This is a genomic window from Hymenobacter rubidus (assembly GCF_016734815.1).
GTDB lineage: Bacteria > Bacteroidota > Bacteroidia > Cytophagales > Hymenobacteraceae > Hymenobacter > Hymenobacter rubidus.
Map to the genome: position 1 here is coordinate 28,834 of NZ_JAERQF010000003.1, position 18,904 is coordinate 47,737.

The following is an 18,904-nucleotide window of genomic DNA, read 5'->3' on the forward strand; positions in this document are numbered from 1 at the left end:
AGATAAGGAGTACAGGAAAAGAAAAATGAACGTCATGCTGAGCGAAGTCGAAGCATCTCTACTGCAACAGTAAACAGTTACGTAGCGCGGTAGAGATGCTTCGACTTCGCTCAGCATGACGTTTTTTCAGCAGCAGAGAACTATGATATTCCCGCCAGCGCCGCTTCCACTCGCGCAAGCCCGGCGTCGTCCACGTCCAAATGCGTCACGAAGCGAATCCACTGCGGCCCGAAGCTGCTGGCCCGGATGCCCTGCTGCTCCAGCGTGGCCAGAAATTTAGCGGCCGGCGCGGCCTCGTGCAGCCGGAAAATAACCAGGTTGGTTTCCGGGTTCAGCACTTCGGCCACGTAGGACTGCTGGCGCAGCACCTCGGCCAGGCGGGCGGCGCGGCGGTGGTCATCGGCCAAGCGCTCCACGTTGTTTTCTAGGGCGTAAATGCCCGCCGCTGCCAGGTAGCCGGCCTGTCGCCAGCCGCCCCCCATCACTTTGCGAATGCGCTTGCACCGCTGAATAAACGCCGCCGAGCCCAGCAGGACCGAGCCCACCGGCGCCCCCAAGCCCTTCGACAAGCACACCGAAATCGAGTCGAACAGCTTGCCGTATTCCTCACTCCGCTGCCCGGTGGCGACCAAAGCGTTGAAAATGCGGGCGCCGTCCAGATGCCGGGCCAGGCCGTGCCGCTGCGCCACCTCGCTAATGGCCCGCAAGTCGGCCAGGGCGTAGCAGCTGCCGCCGCCCCGGTTGTGGGTGTTTTCGAGGCACACAAGGCGGGTGATGGGGTAATGCACGTTTTCGGGCCGAACGGCGGCCTCGACCTGCTCCGCCGTGAGGCGGCCCCGCTCGCCGGGCAGCAGGGCCACCGAAGCGCCGGAATGAAACGCAATGCCGCCCACTTCCCACAGATATACGTGGGCCGTTTGCTCGCAAATCACCTCGCTCAGCGGCTCGGTGTGGGCCTTGATGGCAATCTGGTTGGTCATGGTGCCCGAGGGGCAAAACAGGCCGGCTTCCAGCCCAAAGCGGGTCGCCGCCATTTCTTCGAGCCGGCGCACGGTGGGGTCTTCTTCGTACACGTCGTCGCCAACGGGTGCGGCCAGCATGGCGGCCAGCATGGCTGGCGTGGGACGCGTCACGGTATCCGAGCGCAGGTCAACCAAGGGCAGGGAAAGGTTTTCTGTGGTCATAATAAGCAGCAGGCAATAGCAGGGCGAAAAAAAGGAAAATGATAAACAGCAGGATGGATTGCGCCGCCCCCAGCCCCGGCGCGCAGCGGAAAAGCAAAAGTAGCCCCCGCAGCCACTGGCTGGCCCAGCCGCCGAATGCGCAGTAATTCAGCAAAATGCCTCATGGGCTTGCACTTTCAACAAGAAAGCCTTACTTTTGCCCTCCGTTTCGTAAGCCCTAGATTCTAATCATTCCGGTACCATGACCGTTACCCGCCTCAAGCGCAAACACCGCAAGAACATTGCCCGCGCCAACAACAAGCAGCACATCATCAAAGAGTTGCTCCGTACGCCCGTTCTGAAAAACGTGGATTTGGAAGAGCTGAAGTCGCGCTTTGCTCCCACCGGCGTAGCCGGCGCCGTGGCTGCCGTGAAAAGCACCGCTGCCGCTGCCGTTGAAAAAGTGAAAGAAGTAGCCGATGCCGTTGTGCAAAGCGACGTGGTTGAAAAAGCCAAAGAAGTAGTAGCCGACGCCGTTGACTCGGTGAAGGAAGCTGTTTCGGGCACCGACGAGAAAGCCGACAACGCCAAGGCGTTCGACGCTGCCGATGCCGAAACCAAGCCCGTGAACGAAGACGGCCAGGAAGGCGAGCACCCCAAGCCCGAAATCGCGCTCTAAAAAATCTGCCGCCGGGGCCCCGCTCTCAACTACACCCGTAGTGTTGTGGCTGCCCCCGCTGCTTTGCATCAAGCCCCGTTTCCTGTTTCGGCAGGTGGCGGGGCTTGTTGGTTTTGCATCGGCTTAGCCCAGGCTAGTGGCCGCGCTTGCCCAGCTCCACCACCTGGAGGTCGACCACCTTGCCCGCGTCAATGCCGAAGCGTAGCAGCGTGCGCACCTGATGGAAGCCGTGCTGCCCGGCCGCGCCGGGGTTGAGGTGCAGCAGGCCCAGCCTGGCATCGGGCATCACACGCAGAATGTGCGAATGCCCGGTGATGAACAGGCCCGGCCGGGCGTTGGCCAGCAGCGGGCGGGCCGCCGGCGCATAGTGCCCAGGGTAGCCGCCAATGTGCGTCATGAGCACGCGCAATCCCTCAATTTCAAAATCCTGCACCAAAGGTTGGGTGCGGCGGACGTCCGTGCCGTCGATATTGCCGTACACGCCCCGGAAGCGCGGCGCCAGGTCCAGCAGTTCGTCCACCACGTGGGCATCGCCGAAGTCCCCGGCGTGCCAGATTTCGTCGCAGCCGCGCAGATGATGCGCAATTCGCTCGTCGAAATAACCGTGGGTGTCGGAAAGCAGGCCAATGCGCGTCATGCCGCAAAGATGGGGCCGGGCCGTAAATCGGCCGGGCCCCTTATCTTGCAGCCGCTGCCAAAAGCTGTATTCTTCCTTTTTTCTGATTTCGGCGGCCCGTGTTGCCCGTTATCGTTTCCCCAAGCCGCTCCTCCCGATGAATATTTTCATCAACGACATTCCGCTGGTTATCAAAAAACTCAGCGAAAAAGTGTACAAGCACAAGTTCGACCTCATCCTTAGCCCCGACGACGAATTCACGTCCAAGGACTTGGTGGGCGACGTGCTGGTGCGCGACGCCGGCCCGCTGTTCATCGACCGGCTGCTGCGCCTGATGGAAGTGAAGAAGCTGAAAAAGCTGAAGTCGCTGACCATGCTGGTCAAAAAGAAAAAATTCATCACCCTGCATTTCAAGGACCAGTTCAAAATTGCCAAAGCCGGCGGTGGGCTGGTGGTGAAGGGCGACCAGGTGCTGATGATTTACCGCCTCGGCAAATGGGACCTGCCCAAGGGCAAGCTCAAGAGCGACGAGGACCAGGCCGCTGGCGCCCTGCGCGAAGTGGAAGAAGAAACCAACATCAAGCTGGAATTGGGCGAAAAGCTGCCCAGCACCTGGCACAGCTACGCCTACAAAGGCAACAAGATGCTGAAGAAAACCAGCTGGTTTCTGATGAAGTGCCTCGATGATTCGCTGATGAAGCCTCAGACCGAGGAATACATCGAAGAAGTACGCTGGATGTCGCCCCAGGAGGCCCTGGCCAAGCTGGAGGATTCCTACGCGTCCATTGCCCTGGTGGTGCGCCATTACCTGAGCAACATGGCGGGCAAGCCATCCAAGGAAAAACCGGCTGCCGGCAAGTAGCCGTATATTGCGGCCTATGCGGCCGGTATTTGCAGGGTTATTCATTGTCGGGCTGGGCCTGGGCGCCTGCTCGGGCTCGCACGAGCCGGTGCATGAGCGTGCCCACCAGGCAGCTCCGCCCCAGGCCGCTGAGCTTGACGTGCCCAATCTACTGCCGTTGTCCATTGATGAGCTGAGCCAGCGCGTGGGTCCGCTGCTGCCGGTGCCTGCAAATTTCCAGGACCCTACGCTAACCCCGCTCCAGCAGCGGCAGGAAACGCCGGATTCCATGTGCCTCTTTCGCTATCGGGGCCTGGCCATGGTGGTGGCCTACAGCTACAGCACCCGCCGGGTGAACAATCTGCTGCTGCTGGGCTCGAACGAGGACGCGCTGATGAGTCGGGCTAAACTCAAACTTGGGGCGACGGAATACCTCGTGCTGCCCGTATTCGAGGCGCGGCGCTCCACCAAATTGTTGGGCCTGCGAGTGCTGTCGACTCACTTAAACCAATAGGCCAGGCTATTATGCCTTTGGCGGCAATGCAAAGGGCAGAAATGCATCGACGTTGCCACCAAAGCGGTGAATGTCGCGAATAATGGTGCTGCTGACGCTGGCCAGCGCGGGCGAGGTGAGCAGAAACACGGTTTCCAGTCCGGGGTTCACGTGTTGGTTGCCGAAGGCAATGGGCTTCTCGTACTCAAAATCGGGGCTGTTGCGCAGGCCGCGCAGCAGGTAGCGGGCCCCGGTTTCGCGCGCAAATTCGGCCGTAAGCCCGGTAAAGGTGCGCACCGAAACGCGGGGCTCGTCCTGAAATAAGTTGTTGAGTATTGCCAGCATCTGCTCAACGGGCAAGTAACGTTGCTTGCTGCTGTTGGTGCCAATGGCTACCACTACCTCATCAAACAACCCCAGGCCCCGCTGCACAATGTCGAGGTGCCCGTTGGTGAAGGGGTCGAAAGAGCCGGGAAAAAGGGCAATGCGGGACATGGGGAAGGTTTGAATGTTGAGGGTTGAATGTTGAGTTGAAAAGAAGGTGCCGCATTCAATCCTCAACATTCAAAACGCAACTTTTTTTAGGCAAAATGCAGGCTGAACAGGTCGAAATACCGGTATTCGAACACGTCGTTGAGGCGGTAGCTGTACTGCGCGTTGCCGGGGCGCGAGCCGAAGCGCACGTTGCGCACATAGGTGCGCAGCAGGCTGAAAATGGCGGAATCAGGGGTTAAATCTCCCCACACGGTCACTTCGTCCTGGTCGGGGTCGAGGGCGAGCTCCTGCATCACCAAAATGGTGTAGTACACCACATCCTCGGCCGTGGTGCAGGAAAACACGTTGCAATATTCCAGCTGCTGGCCCAGTACTACCAGCGTCAGCTCCTGCTGGCCGGGGTTGAGGTAGAGGCGGCGGGGCGAGTTGGCCCCGCGCTGATGTACCAGGCCAGCCAGCAGCGCGCTGGTGTGGTGCAGCAGCCGGCCCGCCGTGCCATGCGTGAATGCCAGCCAGTCGGCCACCGCCGTATCGGCCGCAAACACGTTCACCAGCTCCAGGCTGGGGTGGGTGGTGTGGCGGACCGTTTCGAAAAAAGTGGGGGTATGGTGCAGCCGCAGTGCCGCCTCTTCGTCGCCGGCCCGGAACAGCGGGGCCGGCAGCAACGTGAAGGCCCGCCCCGTGACGGCCAGCCGCACCGCGTTCCAGCCCCGGTGCTCCAAAAAATCGTGCTGCGCCGCCAGCGCCGGCACGCCACCCACCGGCAGCTGGTATTCTTCGAGGGCTACGAATTTGCGGCGCTCCACATCGGCTGCTGCTACCTGCAGGCGGGCGGGGCCGGCCAGCAGGTAGAGGTTGTAAGCGGCCGGATTGGCCGGCTCAAACGTCTCGTCGCGCAGACGCAGCAGGGTGGAGGGGGCGGCTGAGGCTGCCGAAGACGTGGAAATAGAAGCAGGCACGAAACAGAGCTAAACCGGCACAGTGGCCGGGGCTAAAGATAACGCCGCGCTTAGGATTGAGTGTGAAAAAGGAGCAAGGCAAGGTGGGAAACGCCTGCGAACAGCCTCAATCAACAAACCGGGTTTGGGGGACGAACACATCGTCGGGACTCAGCACCATGCGCAGAATGGGGTGCACCTGCGCCGGAGGCAGCTGCAGCAGCTGGCGCGGGGTGAACCAGGCCAGCTCCGTCAGGAGCTGCTGGTCGGGCGCGTGCTCGGGGTCGTGGCCGAGTTTGGGCGAGTGCGCATCGGGCACCTGCACCTCAAAAAAAAGCTCCAGCGCCTGAAGCTTGCTGGTGCTGAACTCGTGCAGGTGTAAGAAACGGCCCACCTGGGCCGTCAGGCCGGTTTCTTCGGCAAACTCCCGCACCAGTGCCCCCCGAATGCTCTCGCCAAACTGCCAGCCCCCACCCGGCGGCGACCAGAACGGTGCCCCCTTGGGCAGCAAGCCCCGGTGGGCGGCTAGCAGCATGGCGCCGTCGCGTAGCAGCAGCCCGCCCACGCGCACACGCACCTGCCCGGAGTAGGCCCGCAGCAAGTCGTCGGGAAAATTGGTTGTTGAATTGGGCATAGGTGTATTCCTCCAGTTAGCGCCGCTGTTAAGTCCAGCGCGCAGTCGTGTACGGTTAACGCCGATTTTTCGCCATTGTTATTTTCTGCATCCCCAACGCTCTTCCCTCAAGCAGCATTTCGCCGCCGTGCCCGCCAGCGCCGCAGCCGGCTGAGAATAACCACCACCAATAGCAACGCCAGTCCGGCCGCTACCAGCGGCAACAGCAGCGTGAGGGCCACGCCGCCCACGGCCAGCGTGTTTTCGGCGGTGGCCAGCACGGGGTTGGCAAGGCCGGCGGTGGCGGCGGTTGATGCCCCGCGCAACAGGGCCGTACCGGTTTGCACCAGCCCGGCCGTGCCACCGCCCACCAGCACGCCCAGCGTCCAGCGCAGGGTAGGGTCGAGGTGGGGCAGGGCCGAAGTCATCAAAATAGTGCCCGCCACGAACGAGGCCGGGGTGGTGAGGGTATCGAGCAGGTGGTCGACCAGCGGAATGTAGTAGCCCGCAATTTCAACTACCGTAGCCGTGGCCAGGGTGATAAGGGCCGCCCAACTGCCCAGCCACGCAAAGCCCCCAGCCGGCACCAAATAGCCCGTGTGGTAAGCCAGACTGGCCGCCAGCAGTGGCACAAACACCCGAAACCCGCTACACGCCGCCAGCCCCAGGCCCAACGCGCCCGCCACCAAAAACTGTATTGCCGGCACCTGTTCCATCATCGGTATCAGAAGCAAATGTGAAGCGGAAAGATACGGGCGCCACCCCGAAGCCAGTACCTTTGGCCCTTGCCTCACAAAATGTCCGTCAGACCTTGCAGGAGGAGCATTTTAGCTCAAGAAGGTTTTAATTTCTACTGTTCAGTACAAAGCGGCACAAAATATTCACAAGCCTGATTCCTCTTATAACTTACTGCTAGCCAATAATTCTGATTCACCGTGTCAATTGCTAACCAAGCCCCTGGCTCCGAACATACTCCTGCGTCTCTACCTGCCGACGACCTCGAAGCCCGCATTCGGCGCAAGCTGGTTCGTCAGAATTTCATGCACCTCATCGGGGCTGATTTGACGGTGATTACCCCCGGCCGGGTCGAGGCCGAACTGGCACTTGCCGACAAGCACCTGCAGCAGCGCGGCTTTGCCCACGGCGGCCTCATTGCCACGCTGGCTGATTTGGTGGCTGGCTTCGCTGCCGTCACCCTCGTGCCCGACAACTTTGGCGTAGTCACTTCTGACCTGAAAATCTCTTACCTGCACCCCGGCGTGGGGCAGCGCATCAAAGCCATTGGCTGGGTGCTGAAAGCCGGCCGGCGCCTGCACTTCTGCGAGGCCGAGGTATGGTGCGACGACCTCCTGATTGCCAAGGCCAGCGCCACCATGGCGGTGATTGAGCCGGCAACATGAGCCAAGTAGTGCCTGAGTTGTTGCCGGGCTACTTCCGGCTATTTCAGGGCGTCGACGGCAGTTTTGTCGATATGCACGAAACCCACGGCAAGCTCGAAAGCCGTCAGAACATTCCCATTGCCTTGTTCCTGGCAGCGCGCGGGGAACGGGTGCGCCTGCTGCCGGTGGCCGCCGCAACCGGCGCAAAGAATCCCGACGCTACTCGCGATGACAGCATTTGGGAATTCAAAAAACCGTCGGCAATCAGCCGCAACGCCATTGACAAAGCCCTGCGGGATGGTAGTCGACAGGCGGACCGCATTTTACTTTGGCTGCCCCCGGAGTTTCCGTTGCCGTGGCTGGAAGATGGCATTTACGACCGTTCGCAGCGCACCCCCAATATCGCGGCCGTGGCGGTATTGCTGGGGCAAACGTTGTACACATTCAGCCGTTCAGAAATAGTCAGCAACCGTTTCCGCGGCATCCTGCAGTAAAAAAATAGGGGTGCATGGTCGACCATGCACCCCTTTGGGGCCCGGGCTTTCGCCCCGGCCTAAATTGGTGCCGAAGCACCAACCTGCACAAATATACACTGCTGAAGGGTACTAAGTTCTCCTCTCCCTCAAGCTTACATTTGTTCGTTCTATCCAGATTTCTTCGTGCTCTCCATCCGCACCCCGTCCGTTCGCGACTATTTCCCCTACGAGCCTACCGATGACCAGGCCCTGCTCTTCACGCAGCTCGATGCGTTTTTGAAAGACCAGCTGCCGGGGCGCAAGGTGTTTGTGCTGCGCGGCTACGCGGGCACCGGCAAAACCACGGTGGTGAGTGCCCTGGTGCAGTGGCTGCACCGAATGCAGCGCAAATACACCCTGATGGCCCCCACCGGCCGCGCCGCCAAGGTGATGGCCGGCTACGCGGGCGTGGCCGCCAGCACCATCCACAAGAAAATCTACCGCCAAACCTCCGGCGCGCCTTCCGAGCGGCTCAACTTCCAGCGCCAGCCCAACCGCACCGAGCAGGTGCTCTACATCGTGGACGAAGCCTCCATGATTTCGGACGAGAAAGCCTTTGGTGAAAATGGCCTGCTCGATGATTTGATGGGTTACGTGTTTGAGAAAACCAGCAACAAGCTGCTGCTCATTGGCGACACGGCGCAGCTGCCGCCGGTGGGCCAGCTTCTGAGCCCCGCCCTCGACCCGGAGCTGCTGGCCCACCGCTTCCGCGCCACGGTGGGCAGCGTGGAGTTGCGCCAAGTGATGCGCCAGGCCCAGGAGTCGGGCATTCTGGTGAATGCCACCGAGCTGCGCGAGGAACTGCGCGAGGAGCAGCCCAATGTTCAGCTGCACACCAAGGGCTTTCGGGACATTTTCAAGATGGGCGGCGACAAGCTGGAAGACGGCCTGCGCTGGGCCTACCGCCAGTTCGGGCACGAAAACACCACCATTATCTGCCGCTCCAACCGCAACGCCAACCAGTACAACCAGCTCATCCGGCGGGCCTTGTTTGATGCGGAGGAGGAGATTGAAGGCGGCGACTACCTCATGGTGGTGCGCAACAACTATTTCTGGCTGCCCAAAGAATCAGAAATCGGCTTCCTGGCCAACGGCGACTTTCTGGAAATCCGCAAGGTCATTCGGCGCGAAGAGGTATACGGCTTTCATTTTGCGCAGGCACTAGTCCGGCTGGTGGATTACCCCGACGAGCCCGAAATCGAAGTCAAGCTCCTGCTCGATACGCTGCACACCGAAAGCCCGGCTCTGCCTTCCGACCGCAACAATGCCCTATATATGGCCGTGAACGAGGACTATGCCCACCTCAAAACCAAGTCCGAGCGCTACAAGGAAATGCGCAAAGACCCCTACCTCAACGCCCTGCAAATTAAATTTGCCTACGCCCTTACCTGCCACAAGGCGCAGGGCGGGCAGTGGCAGGCCGTGTTTGTCGACCACGGTTTTCTAAAGCCCGACGAGCCGCTGGCGGGCGAGTTTGCGCGCTGGCTCTACACGGCCATCACCCGCGCGTCGGAGCGGTTATTTCTACTGAATTTCCAGCAAAAGCTAATCAGTGACGCTCCGGAGGAAGACTGACCGGTGAAGTGCTGCCGAAACGGCAGCGCCCAAGCGGAATTTAACGGCGATGCCCTACGTTTACTAAACTTCACGCTTTCTTCAGGTCCGCCCGGCTAGTTTGGTAGGAAATTTGTGAGTACGGGCGAAACCAGTAAATTTGTTAAACCCCACATTCCTCTTTACTCTCCTCAACCCAATTACGTTCATGAAAAAAACCTTGCTCCTCGCCCTGAGCCTGACCGCTGCCGCTTACACCGCGCAGGCCCAGGCTACCCCGGCTGCCGCCAAAGCCGGTGCCACCGCTGGTCCCGCCATCACCTTCGAAGAAGTGAAGTATGACTTCGGTTCCGTAGTACAAGGTGGTACCGTGGACCACACCTTCAAATTTAAGAACACCGGCACGGCGCCGCTCGTGATTTCCAACATCGGCGTGAGCTGCGGCTGCACCACCCCCGAGTGGACCAAAGACCCGGTGATGCCCGGCAAAACCGGCACCATCGCGGCCCACTTCAACTCGGCCGGTAAAATGGGCATGCAGAACAAAGTGCTGACCATTGAGTCGAACGCCACTGCTGGCAGCACCACCGTATCGCTGGTAGGCGAAGTGAAAGAAGCTTCGGCTTCGGCCAGCGTTGCTGCTCCGGCTGCAGCCCCCACCACCGAAGCGGTTAGCGTGAAGGACAACGGCAAAAAAGTAAAAGAGAAAAGCGGCGACAGCAAGCTGAAAGCCAAAGTGAAGTAAGCTTCAACCGCTGCTGAGTTCAACAAAAAAGGCGATTCGCAGGTGCGAATCGCCTTTTTATTGGCATTTCATTGAGGTCGTCATGCTGAGCGGAGTCGAAGTATCTCTACCGCAAGAGAAATCCAATCGAAAGGGTTAGCCGCGCAGTAGAGATGCTTCGACTCCGCTCAGCATGACTACGGTAGGGATTACAACTCCCGCAAGGCCAGAATCAGGCTAACCCAGCCGGCCAGGAAAAGCAGCCCGCCAATGGGTGCTACCGCACCCAGCTTGGTAACGCCCGTGAAACACAGCGCATAGAGCGAGCCGCTGAATACCACAATGCCGCCCAGCCAAAGCCAGCCGGTGGTGCCCAGTGCCCGCAGCTCGGGCCGGGCAGCCCACAGCGCGCCCACGGACAGCAGGGCCAGCACATGAAAAAACTGGTAGCGCACGGCGGTTTCAAAGGTGTCGAGGCGGCCGGCTTTTACCAGCGTATCGTGCAGAGCGTGGGCGCCGAAGGCCCCAACGGCTACGCCGAGCCCGCCAAACAGGGCCGCGAGTTGAATCAGAAGTCGAGCAGTCATACAAATAGCAACCAGGGAAATGATGCGGCCTAAAAGCCTGCGCAAAGGTAGGCCCTGAGCCGGGCTCAGATTTGCCGCTTGAGGCGCACGTTGGTGGTGTAGAGTTCACCGTTGGGCCGCCGGACCACGAACAGCAGCACCCGGCCGTCTTCGGAGTGCATGAGGCGGCCCAGCTGGGTGAGGGAGAAGAAACTGACGGGCAGCAGGTTGATGTTGACCAGCTCATCATCGGCGGACAGGCCCGCCAGGGCGGCCGGCGAGTTGGGCTCGACGCGCAGCACGAGGTAGCGGCGGTAGTCGGGGCCGGTGGCCAGCAGGTCCAGCCCGCACATGTCGTGCTCAAAGGGCTGCGAGTATTGCAGGTTGGGCCGCAGCAGCAGGCGTTGGTGGGGGTAGTCGATGACGAGTGAAAAGCGCTTGAGCAGCTCGTAGCCCACGTTGCCGTTGCGGGGCACATCGACGCGGCGGTGCACATCGGCCGCGTTAGGAAAGGAGGTGAGGACCGAGCGCATGGTGTAGCGCCCCAACTGGAACGACCGCACCCGCCCCAAAAAGCCGCGCACCGTGCCCGTGAGGCCGCGTCCGAGTTCAGTAGCCAGGCGGGGGGTGGGCGCCACCAGGCACGGGTCGGAGTCGAGTTCCACGGAAAGCGCGTGGCTGGCGCCGGTATCGAGCACCAGCTTCAGGGGCATGGTGAGCGAGTCGGTGAGCTGCACGGTGGCCGTGAAGTAGGCTTTGTTGTTTTCGAGCGAAATAGGCACGGAAGCCCACTTCCGGCCGTGTGGCGCACGGAAGGTGGCCGGGGCCTGCACCAGCAGCTGGCCGGTTTCGGGGTGCAGCGTCACCACGAAGCTGTGGAACAGCTCCGACCCCAGGATGCCGTAAATCGGCACGCCCACGTACCCCGAGAGGTTAAGCACGTCTTCGGACAGCACCAGCCAGGTCATGCGGGGTGCCTCCAGGCCGGCAAGCGTCACGCGCACGCTATCGGTTTGATAGGCCAGCAGGCCCGCTTCGAGCCCGCCGGCGCCCACCACCCGAAATTTCTGCCCGTGGTGCAGGGCCAGCGAGTCGGCCAGCGCAGGTGAGGTGATGATGGAAGTGCCCACCCCGGTATCGAGCAGAAAGTTGAACGGGCCGTAGCCGTTCAGCTTGGCCTGCACCACCAGCAGGTTGCGGTTGAGCTGCATGGGCACGATGGTGCGGTGGCGCCGGGCGTTCTGAAACCGAAAAGGCGCGGCCGGGCCAATGGCCTGGGCCTGCACGTCAGGACTTATTCCTGCGCAAAAGCACAGAAAAAGCCACCAACGAATAAAGCACGAAACAGGCATGGCGAAGCGCAATCGATTCGGTAAATAAAGCGAAAAGACGCGCCATTATCTGCCGGGGCCGTATCAGCCGGGATGCTCCCACGGACCCGCCGGGTCGTAACGCAAAGCGCCGTGCCCGATGTGCAGCGGGGCGGCCACGTTGTTATGATAAAGCTGCCCGGTGCCCAGGCCCTGCGGGAAGCCCCGCACGTCGTACTCGCCCGTAAGCTGCGCCACGGCGTTGAGGCCCACGTTTGATTCCAGGGCCGAAGTAATCCACCAGCCAATGCCGCGCGCTTCGGCCAGCGCTATCCAGCGGCGGGTGGCGGCGTGGCCGCCCAGTAAGGTCGGTTTCAGAACAATATAAGCGGGCCGCACCTCGTCGAGCAGAGCGGCCTGCTGGGTGGAGTCGGGAAGATTAATCAGCTCCTCATCGAGCGCAATGGGGATGGGGGAGGTGCGGCACAGCGCGGCCAGGGTGGCACCCTGCCCGGCCGCAATGGGCTGTTCGATGGAGTGAATGTGAAAAGCCGCCAGCTGAGCCATCTTGCCCAAGGCTTCGGCCGGGGCAAAAGCCCCGTTGGCGTCCACGCGCAGCGTGAGGCGTTCGGGCCCGGCTACGGCCCGGATTTCGGCCAGCAAGGCCAGCTCCGTGGCAAAATCCAACCCGCCGATTTTGAGCTTGAGGCACGAATAGCCGGCCGCCAGCTTTTGCCGAATCTGCTCGCGCATGAACTCGGCGTCGCCCATCCACACCAGGCCGTTGATGGGAATGGCGGCTTCGCCCCGGCTGAAGGCGTTGTCGTACAGTTGCCGGCGGCCGCCGTGGGCCAGGTCGAGCGCGGCGGTTTCGAGAGCAAAAGTGAGGGCCGGCAGGCCCGGACCCACGAACGCCGGCGCCTCGGCCGCCGCGAAGGTGGCCAATGCGCCGGCATTGAATCGGGCGCAGAGCTGCGCCACGGCATCGGGAAAATCAGGCCCGTAATCGGGGCTGAGGCCGGCCAGCGGGGCGGCTTCGCCCCAGCCCGCAACGGCCGGTATGGCGTCGTCGGTAAGCTGCAGGTAGTAGGCAACGTGCTCGGCCAGGGCACCCCGGGAGGTGCGGGCCGGAAAGTTGAAGCGCAGGGCGCGCTGCGAGAAGCGGAGCTGGAGCATGCCGCAAAGATGCGCGCCCGGCGCCGGCCCGGCTGTGGCCCTATTGCTGCTTGGCGTTGGTGGTTTTGCCGCGGCGGCTCACCAAGCCGCCTTTGCGGCCGGCGTCGCGGGCCTCATCGGCCGAAAAGCGGTGGCCCCGGCCGCTAGCGTGCGAGGCTTTTCCGCCTTCGCTGGCAATGCGGCGCTGGGTCTCGGGGCTCATGGCCGCAAAGCCCCGCCGGCTTTTGGTGCCCACTCGGTTGGCAGGGCGGGTAGGATTTTTGGCGGCCGAAGCCGTGGACATAGTTGGAGTGGCCATTGGAATAGTGGAAAAGAAGGTTATGTGTAGTGCAATGCTAGCATTGACTGTCGGGGAAACCTACTCGCTTAGAGCTGTTTCGTTGTGTTTTTCGCCATATCAAGCCATAAATACCACTTTTTACCGAGGAGCTTCTACGTACTTTTCATCGGGGCCTGCGTGTTAATTTGCTTTCCTTAAGTAGGAATTTTCCACCGTTTTGAAAACCCGCGGCAACCTCTCGGTTGCCAAGTCGGTTAGTGCCGTACGTTTTTATTTTTTGCGCTCGCTCATGTCCCAAGTTCAGGCCCTCGCGGCCCCGTCCCGTACTGCATTGTCCTACTTGGAACGTTTCGCTGCTGTGCGTGCGCAAAGCCAGGCCTTGTGCGCGCCGTTGCTGCCCGAAGACACGGTGGTGCAGCCCATGCTCGACGTGAGCCCGCCCAAGTGGCACCTGGCCCACACTACCTGGTTTTGGGAAACCTTCCTGCTGAAAGAGTATGCCCCCGGCTACCAGGTATTTCACCCCGATTACGCCTTTCTATTCAACTCCTATTACAATTCCCTGGGCTCGCGCGTGAACCGGGCCGACCGCGGCACGCTCTCGCGCCCGCCGCTGGCCGACGTGCTTGCCTACCGCGCCTACGTCGACGCGGCCTTCGGCACGCTGCTGCGCGAAAGGGAGGACCTGCCCGCTGCTTTCTTTGAGCTACTGGAGCTGGGCCTGCAGCACGAGCAGCAGCACCAGGAGCTGTTGGCTACGGACATAAAGTACATTCTCAGCACCAGCCCGTTGGCGCCAGCCTACGCTTCGCGTTCCGCTGCGCTTAATGAGGAATTAAGAATGAAGAATGAAGAATTGGGGACGCCTGATAATTCCTCATTCCTCATTCCTCATTCCTCATTAAGTGAAGCGTCCTGGTTGCCGGTGCCGGGTGGCATCTACCGCGTGGGTTTTCAGGAAGAGGGCTTTTGCTTCGATAACGAGCTGGCGGCGCACGAGGTGCTGCTGGCGCCCTTCGAGCTGCAAAACCGGCTGGTGACCAATACCGAATACCTGGCTTTTATGGAGGCCGGCGGCTACCGCGACTTCCGCTACTGGATGGGCGAGGGCTGGGACCTGGCCCAGGCGCAGGGATGGGAGGCGCCGCTGTACTGGGTGCAGCAAAACGGCCGCTGGCAGCGCTTCACGCACCACGGCATGCGGCCCGTAGACCCCGCCGCGCCCGTCACCCACCTCAGCTTCTACGAGGCCGATGCCTATGCCCACTGGGCCGGTGCCCGCCTGCCCACGGAATTTGAATGGGAAACGGCCGCCCGCCATTTCGGTGCCGGCACCGAAGGCGGGACTTGGCTGGAAAGCGGCCAGTTTGACCCGCAGCCCCTGCCCGCCGATGCCGACCCCACGCAGTGCCATCAGCTGCTCGGCGACTGCTGGGAGTGGACATATTCGGCCTACCACGCCTACCCCGGCTACGCCCGCGCGGCCGGCGCGCTGGGCGAGTACAACGGCAAGTTTATGGTGAACCAGCTGGTGCTGCGCGGGGGCTCCTGTGCCACCCCAGAAAGCCACATTCGCGTTAGCTACCGTAATTTTTTCCACGCCGACAAGCGCTGGCAGTTCACCGGCATCCGGCTGGCCAGGTCCGTGCGTAGCTAACGAACCCTCGGGTACGTTTCAGGAGCAGCGCCACCGCGCCGGCCGTTTTACTAAATCTATTTTTTGCATCCATTTTTTCGCTACGCGCTGGCCGAAGGCTGCCGTTTGGCGGACCATAAACTCGTAATTTCTACATGGTAAATGTTCTGACCGAGCTGGCCCAGCACGTTGCTGATGGCCTGCGACGCAGCCCCAAAGCGTTATCGTCAATGTATTTCTACGACGACGTGGGCAGCCGGCTGTTCCAGCAAATCATGGAACTGCCGGAATATTATCCTACCCGGACGGAGTTTGCCATCTTTCGGGAGTACGGCGCGGCCATTGCGGCTGCGCTGCGCGCCGAAGCAGGGGAGGGGTTTACCCTGGTGGAGCTGGGCGCGGGCGACGGCGCCAAAACCAAGCTGCTGCTCCGCGAGCTGCTGGCCAGTGGCCCGGACTTCACCTACGCACCCGTCGACATCTCGGCCGGTGCCATGACGGGCCTGGTAGCGGCCCTGCAACAAGAGCTGCCTGCCCTGCGCGTGGCGCCCGTGGTGGAAGCTTATGGCCCCGCTCTGGAGCAACTGCGGGCCGGGCCGGACAGCAAAGCCGTCCTGTTTTTGGGCTCGAATATTGGCAATTTTGGTCCGGCCGAGCGCCTGGATTTTTTGCGCCAGCTGGCCGCGCCCCTCACGCCCGCCGACCGCCTGCTTATCGGGTTCGACTTGCAGAAGGACCCGCGCCGCATCCGGGCCGCTTACGATGACGCCCAGGGCGTGACGGCCGCCTTCAACCTCAATCTGCTCACCCGCCTCAACCGCGAGCTGGGCGCCGATTTCGACCTGGCCCATTGGCAGCACTACACCGACTACAACCCGGTGAATGGGGCGGTGCGCTCCTTTCTGGTGAGCACCCGCGCCCAGCAGGTGCACATTGCGGCGCTGGAAGAAACCTTCGATTTTGCCGCCTGGGAGGTGATTCATACCGAGAACTCCTACAAATTTACCCTGCCCCAGATTGAGGCCCTGGCCACCGAAGCCGGCCTGCGGGTGGTGGCCACATTCACGGACGCGGCCACCGACTTTGCCGACGTTGTACTGGCTACGCAGGAACAATAACCCCTTTAGGAATGGACCGCATCAGCCTTGCTTCCGGCTACGGAAATTTTGCCATCCCGCCAGCCGCGTTGGCTGCCGCGCAGGCCGTTCTGACCAGCGCCGGGCAGCAGGGAAACCCGCTGGCGATAAGCCCGGCAGCCGGGCTGCCGGAGCTGCGCGAGGCCCTGGCCCAGCGCTACCGGCAGCGCGGCGCCAGCGCAACCACCGCCGAGCAGGTACTGGTCACAGGCGGCGCTAAATCGGGGCTATTCGCCGTGCTCAGCGAAATACTGGCGCCGGGCGACGAAGTGCTGCTGCCCACGCCCAACTGGTTTGGCTTCTACGACCTGGTGCGGCGGGCCGGTGGGGTGGTGCGCCCTCTGCCGCTGGCCGCCGCCGACAACTACACGCTGCGCCCCGAAACCCTGCGGGCGGCTCTCGGCCCCAGTACCCGCCTGCTCCTCCTCAGCAACCCCGGCAACCCCACGGGGCGCGTGTACTCGGCTGCCGAGTGGGCGGCGCTGCTGGCCGTAACGGCCGAATTTCCGCAGCTGTGGGTGCTCAGCGACGAGATTTACGAAGGCATCAGCTTTGGTTCGGTACCGGTGCCTACGCTGCTGGCCCAGCCCGACCCGCACCAGCGGCACGTGGTGGTGAGCGGCTTTTCGAAGTCGCTGGCGCTGGCGGGCTGGGGGGTGGGCTGCCTGGTGGCGCCGCCGGAACTGGCGCAGGCGGTAGCGGCCCGCCTGTTCAGTACCGGCGTGCCGGTTCCGCTGCCCAACCAGGCTGCCGCTCTGGCTGCTACGCGCGACGCCGATGCCATTGGGGCGATGCTGTGCGCGCAGCTTCTTGCGCGACGGCAGCTACTGCTGGATGCTCTGGCTGCGCTGCCGGGTGCGCCGGTGGTGACCGCGCCCGAAGGCACGTACTACGTGTTTGCTGATTTCACACGGTTTCTTGGCCCGGAGTTGCCAGCCATTGAGGCATCGGCGGCGCTGGTGCAGCGGCTGGCAGCGGCCGGCGTGGAAGTAGTTGACGGTGCTACGTGTGGCGCTCCCGGCTTCGTCCGGTTGAGCTATGCTGTGGATGAGAATGCCCTGCAACAGGCCCTGGTACGGATGCGGGAAACCTTGGCAGATTAGTCTCCTGCGCTCAGTTGCCGGCCGGTGGGGTCTGGGCGAAGCCTGCGACTTACAGCCGATTCATAGTCCGTATATGGGAGGGTGTAGAGATGCATCCTTGCGTCTCGTCGTTGGTTCCGCTCGTCTAACGGCAGACGCAAGGATGCGTCTCTACATCCCACCTGGATACGGAGGCCGAAAGCGCTGTAGCTGGGCAATTGGATAGCCTGCTGCATCACGGCCCTACCCCGCCGGCTGGGCCCGTACCTTTGTCGGCCCTTTTTTGTTGTTATGTTGAAAGACCTTCGTCCGCATTTGCGGCCAACTGTGCTGCTGGCCGTGCCGGTGGTGCTCTCGCAGCTGGGCCATATTATGGTGAGTTTTGTCGACTCGGTGCTGGTGGGCAAAATCGGCACGGTTGAGCTGGCCGCCGTGAGCCTGGGCGTGAACAGCACGAACGTTATCCTGATTCTGGGCATTGGCCTGAGCATGGGCAGCGTGCCCCTAGTGGCCGCCGCCGATGGCCGCCACGACCACCCGGCGCTGGCCCGCCTGCTGGTGTCGTCGGTGTGGTTGAGCGTGCTGGCCGGGCTGGTGCTGGTGGGCCTGGGCCAGCTGGTGCCGCCCCTGATGCACTTCCTGGGCCAGCCGCCCGCCGTGGAGGCCCTGGCCGCGCCCTGGGTGCGGGTCATCAGCTGGTCGTTTCTGCCGCTCATGGTGTTCCAGGGGTTTCGGGAATTTGCCGAAGGGCTGGGCCTCACGCGGCAGGCCATGTGGTTGTCGGTGCTGGCCAATGTGGTGAACGCGGCCCTGTGCTACGCGCTGGTGTTCGGGCACTGGGGCGCGCCTGCTTTGGGGCTGATGGGCTCGGCCTGGGCCACACTCATGGCCCGCATCCTGATGGCGGTGCTAATGGCGGCTTACGTGCTGCTAGCCCCGCGTCTGCATACGTACCGCGCCGCCGTGCACAACTGGCTGCCCGATGCCGCCACCCTGGCGCGCCTGCTGGGGTTGGGCGCCCCCATTGGCGTGCAAATGGCCTTTGAAGTGGGCGCATTCGCGGCGGCGGCCCTCATGATTGGTCGGCTGGGGGCGGTATCGCTGGCGGCGCACCAGGTTGCCATCAATCTGGCTTCCATTACTTACATGGCCGCCAGTGGCATTTCGGCGGCGGCTACCATCCGAGTGGGCAAGCTGTTTGGCAGCGGCAATCTGGCCGGGGCCCGGCAGGCCGGTTTTGCCGCGTATCTGCTGGGGTTTGCTTTCATGGGCACCATGGCGGTGCTGTTTATTGCCACGCGGCACGTGGCGCCGCTGCTCTACAGTCCGGCCGCCGGGCCTGACCCGGCGGTAGTGGCCCAGGCAGCCACGCTGCTGCTCATCGCGGCCTTGTTTCAGGTATCCGATGGCTTGCAGGTGGTGGGGCTAGGCGCCCTGCGCGGGCTGGAAGACGTGAAGGTGCCTTCGGTGGTGGCGCTCCTGGCGTATTGGGCGGTGGCGCTGCCGCTGGGCTATTTTCTGGGTATCCGCATGCACTGGGGCGCGCCGGGCCTGTGGACGGGGTTGCTGGTGGGGCTCAGCATAGTGGCCGGGGTGCTGCTGCTGCGCTTCCGGCGCGAAACGGCACCGGGCTACGTGGCGGCGCGGCGCGTGGCGGCGGAGGAGCCAGCCGCGGCGTGATAAGTGGCGTTTGTCATCCTGAGCGTAG

At 62.4% G+C, this 18,904-nt stretch carries 21 protein-coding genes; 11 read left to right on the plus strand and 10 right to left on the minus strand.

All coding sequences use genetic code 11. The features are described 5' to 3' along the window. Positions 1-140: 140 nt before the first annotated feature. Positions 141-1,184, minus strand: a complete 1,044-nt coding sequence (locus tag JKL48_RS02845) for a threonine aldolase family protein (protein ID WP_201978218.1) — start codon at positions 1,182-1,184, stop codon at positions 141-143. Between the two features lie 241 nt (positions 1,185-1,425). On the opposite strand from JKL48_RS02845, the gene JKL48_RS02850 reads away from it, so the two are divergent. Next, positions 1,426-1,842: a hypothetical protein gene (locus JKL48_RS02850; protein ID WP_201978886.1), complete on the plus strand. Its 417-nt coding sequence runs from the start codon at positions 1,426-1,428 to the stop codon at positions 1,840-1,842. A 133-nt stretch (positions 1,843-1,975) separates the two neighbouring features. Here the strand turns inward: JKL48_RS02850 and JKL48_RS02855 are convergent, their stop codons facing one another. Then, positions 1,976-2,479, minus strand: coding sequence for a metallophosphoesterase family protein (locus tag JKL48_RS02855; protein WP_201978220.1), 504 nt, complete (start codon positions 2,477-2,479; stop codon positions 1,976-1,978). Positions 2,480-2,615: 136 nt separating this feature from the next. Here JKL48_RS02855 and JKL48_RS02860 point away from each other — a divergent pair, with 136 nt between their 5' ends. Continuing rightward, positions 2,616-3,320: an NUDIX hydrolase gene (locus JKL48_RS02860; protein WP_201978222.1), complete on the plus strand. Its 705-nt coding sequence runs from the start codon at positions 2,616-2,618 to the stop codon at positions 3,318-3,320. Positions 3,321-3,336: 16 nt separating this feature from the next. Then, the gene (locus tag JKL48_RS02865; RefSeq protein WP_201978223.1) at positions 3,337-3,813 is read left to right on the plus strand and encodes a hypothetical protein; all 477 of its coding nucleotides are present in this window, start codon (positions 3,337-3,339) and stop codon (positions 3,811-3,813) included. Positions 3,814-3,822: 9 nt separating this feature from the next. On the opposite strand, the gene coaD is transcribed toward JKL48_RS02865, so the two are convergent. The 4 genes from coaD to JKL48_RS02885 form a co-directional block, all read right to left on the minus strand. Further along, the gene (coaD, locus tag JKL48_RS02870; RefSeq protein ID WP_201978225.1) at positions 3,823-4,287 is read right to left on the minus strand and encodes a pantetheine-phosphate adenylyltransferase; all 465 of its coding nucleotides are present in this window, start codon (positions 4,285-4,287) and stop codon (positions 3,823-3,825) included. A gap of 86 nt (positions 4,288-4,373) precedes the next feature. Further along, positions 4,374-5,246 carry a DUF3822 family protein gene (locus JKL48_RS02875; RefSeq protein ID WP_201978227.1) on the minus strand — a complete coding sequence of 291 codons (873 nt, stop codon included), beginning with the start codon at positions 5,244-5,246 and terminating at the stop codon, positions 4,374-4,376. 106 nt (positions 5,247-5,352) lie between these two features. After that, a complete protein-coding gene (locus tag JKL48_RS02880) occupies positions 5,353-5,859 on the minus strand; it encodes an NUDIX domain-containing protein (RefSeq protein WP_201978228.1) in 507 nt (168 codons plus the stop codon). Positions 5,860-5,966: 107 nt separating this feature from the next. Continuing rightward, positions 5,967-6,572, minus strand: coding sequence for a DUF4126 domain-containing protein (locus JKL48_RS02885; protein WP_236668585.1), 606 nt, complete (start codon positions 6,570-6,572; stop codon positions 5,967-5,969). A 201-nt stretch (positions 6,573-6,773) separates the two neighbouring features. Here JKL48_RS02885 and JKL48_RS02890 point away from each other — a divergent pair, with 201 nt between their 5' ends. The 4 genes from JKL48_RS02890 to JKL48_RS02905 all read left to right on the plus strand — a co-directional run bounded on the left by JKL48_RS02890 (position 6,774) and on the right by JKL48_RS02905 (position 10,031). Beyond that, positions 6,774-7,238, plus strand: a complete 465-nt coding sequence (locus JKL48_RS02890) for a PaaI family thioesterase (protein WP_317191885.1) — start codon at positions 6,774-6,776, stop codon at positions 7,236-7,238. Between the two features lie 17 nt (positions 7,239-7,255). Then, positions 7,256-7,711, plus strand: coding sequence for a CdiA C-terminal domain-containing protein (locus JKL48_RS02895; protein WP_201978230.1), 456 nt, complete (start codon positions 7,256-7,258; stop codon positions 7,709-7,711). A 165-nt stretch (positions 7,712-7,876) separates the two neighbouring features. Beyond that, a complete protein-coding gene (locus JKL48_RS02900) occupies positions 7,877-9,307 on the plus strand; it encodes an ATP-dependent DNA helicase (protein ID WP_201978232.1) in 1,431 nt (476 codons plus the stop codon). A 187-nt stretch (positions 9,308-9,494) separates the two neighbouring features. Next, a complete protein-coding gene (locus tag JKL48_RS02905; RefSeq protein WP_201978234.1) occupies positions 9,495-10,031 on the plus strand; it encodes a DUF1573 domain-containing protein in 537 nt (178 codons plus the stop codon). Between the two features lie 188 nt (positions 10,032-10,219). Here the strand turns inward: JKL48_RS02905 and JKL48_RS02910 are convergent, their stop codons facing one another. The 4 genes from JKL48_RS02910 to JKL48_RS02925 form a co-directional block, all read right to left on the minus strand. Continuing rightward, positions 10,220-10,597 carry a DUF423 domain-containing protein gene (locus tag JKL48_RS02910; RefSeq protein ID WP_201978236.1) on the minus strand — a complete coding sequence of 126 codons (378 nt, stop codon included), beginning with the start codon at positions 10,595-10,597 and terminating at the stop codon, positions 10,220-10,222. Positions 10,598-10,662: 65 nt separating this feature from the next. Continuing rightward, positions 10,663-11,928, minus strand: coding sequence for an aspartyl protease family protein (locus JKL48_RS02915; protein ID WP_201978238.1), 1,266 nt, complete (start codon positions 11,926-11,928; stop codon positions 10,663-10,665). A 63-nt stretch (positions 11,929-11,991) separates the two neighbouring features. Next, positions 11,992-13,062: an o-succinylbenzoate synthase gene (locus JKL48_RS02920; RefSeq protein ID WP_201978240.1), complete on the minus strand. Its 1,071-nt coding sequence runs from the start codon at positions 13,060-13,062 to the stop codon at positions 11,992-11,994. Positions 13,063-13,102: 40 nt separating this feature from the next. Further along, complete coding sequence (locus JKL48_RS02925) at positions 13,103-13,360, minus strand: KGG domain-containing protein (RefSeq protein WP_201978242.1); 258 nt, start codon at positions 13,358-13,360, stop codon at positions 13,103-13,105. Between the two features lie 271 nt (positions 13,361-13,631). Between JKL48_RS02925 and egtB the strand changes: the two genes are divergently transcribed. The 4 genes from egtB (at position 13,632) to JKL48_RS02945 (ending at position 18,876) form a co-directional block, all read left to right on the plus strand. Next, positions 13,632-14,999 carry an ergothioneine biosynthesis protein EgtB gene (gene egtB / locus JKL48_RS02930; protein WP_201978244.1) on the plus strand — a complete coding sequence of 456 codons (1,368 nt, stop codon included), beginning with the start codon at positions 13,632-13,634 and terminating at the stop codon, positions 14,997-14,999. A 134-nt stretch (positions 15,000-15,133) separates the two neighbouring features. Continuing rightward, a complete protein-coding gene (gene egtD / locus JKL48_RS02935; protein ID WP_201978245.1) occupies positions 15,134-16,096 on the plus strand; it encodes an L-histidine N(alpha)-methyltransferase in 963 nt (320 codons plus the stop codon). A gap of 11 nt (positions 16,097-16,107) precedes the next feature. Then, positions 16,108-17,217: a pyridoxal phosphate-dependent aminotransferase gene (locus JKL48_RS02940; RefSeq protein ID WP_201978247.1), complete on the plus strand. Its 1,110-nt coding sequence runs from the start codon at positions 16,108-16,110 to the stop codon at positions 17,215-17,217. A gap of 270 nt (positions 17,218-17,487) precedes the next feature. Next, a complete protein-coding gene (locus JKL48_RS02945) occupies positions 17,488-18,876 on the plus strand; it encodes an MATE family efflux transporter (protein ID WP_201978249.1) in 1,389 nt (462 codons plus the stop codon). Positions 18,877-18,904: the final 28 nt, after the last annotated feature.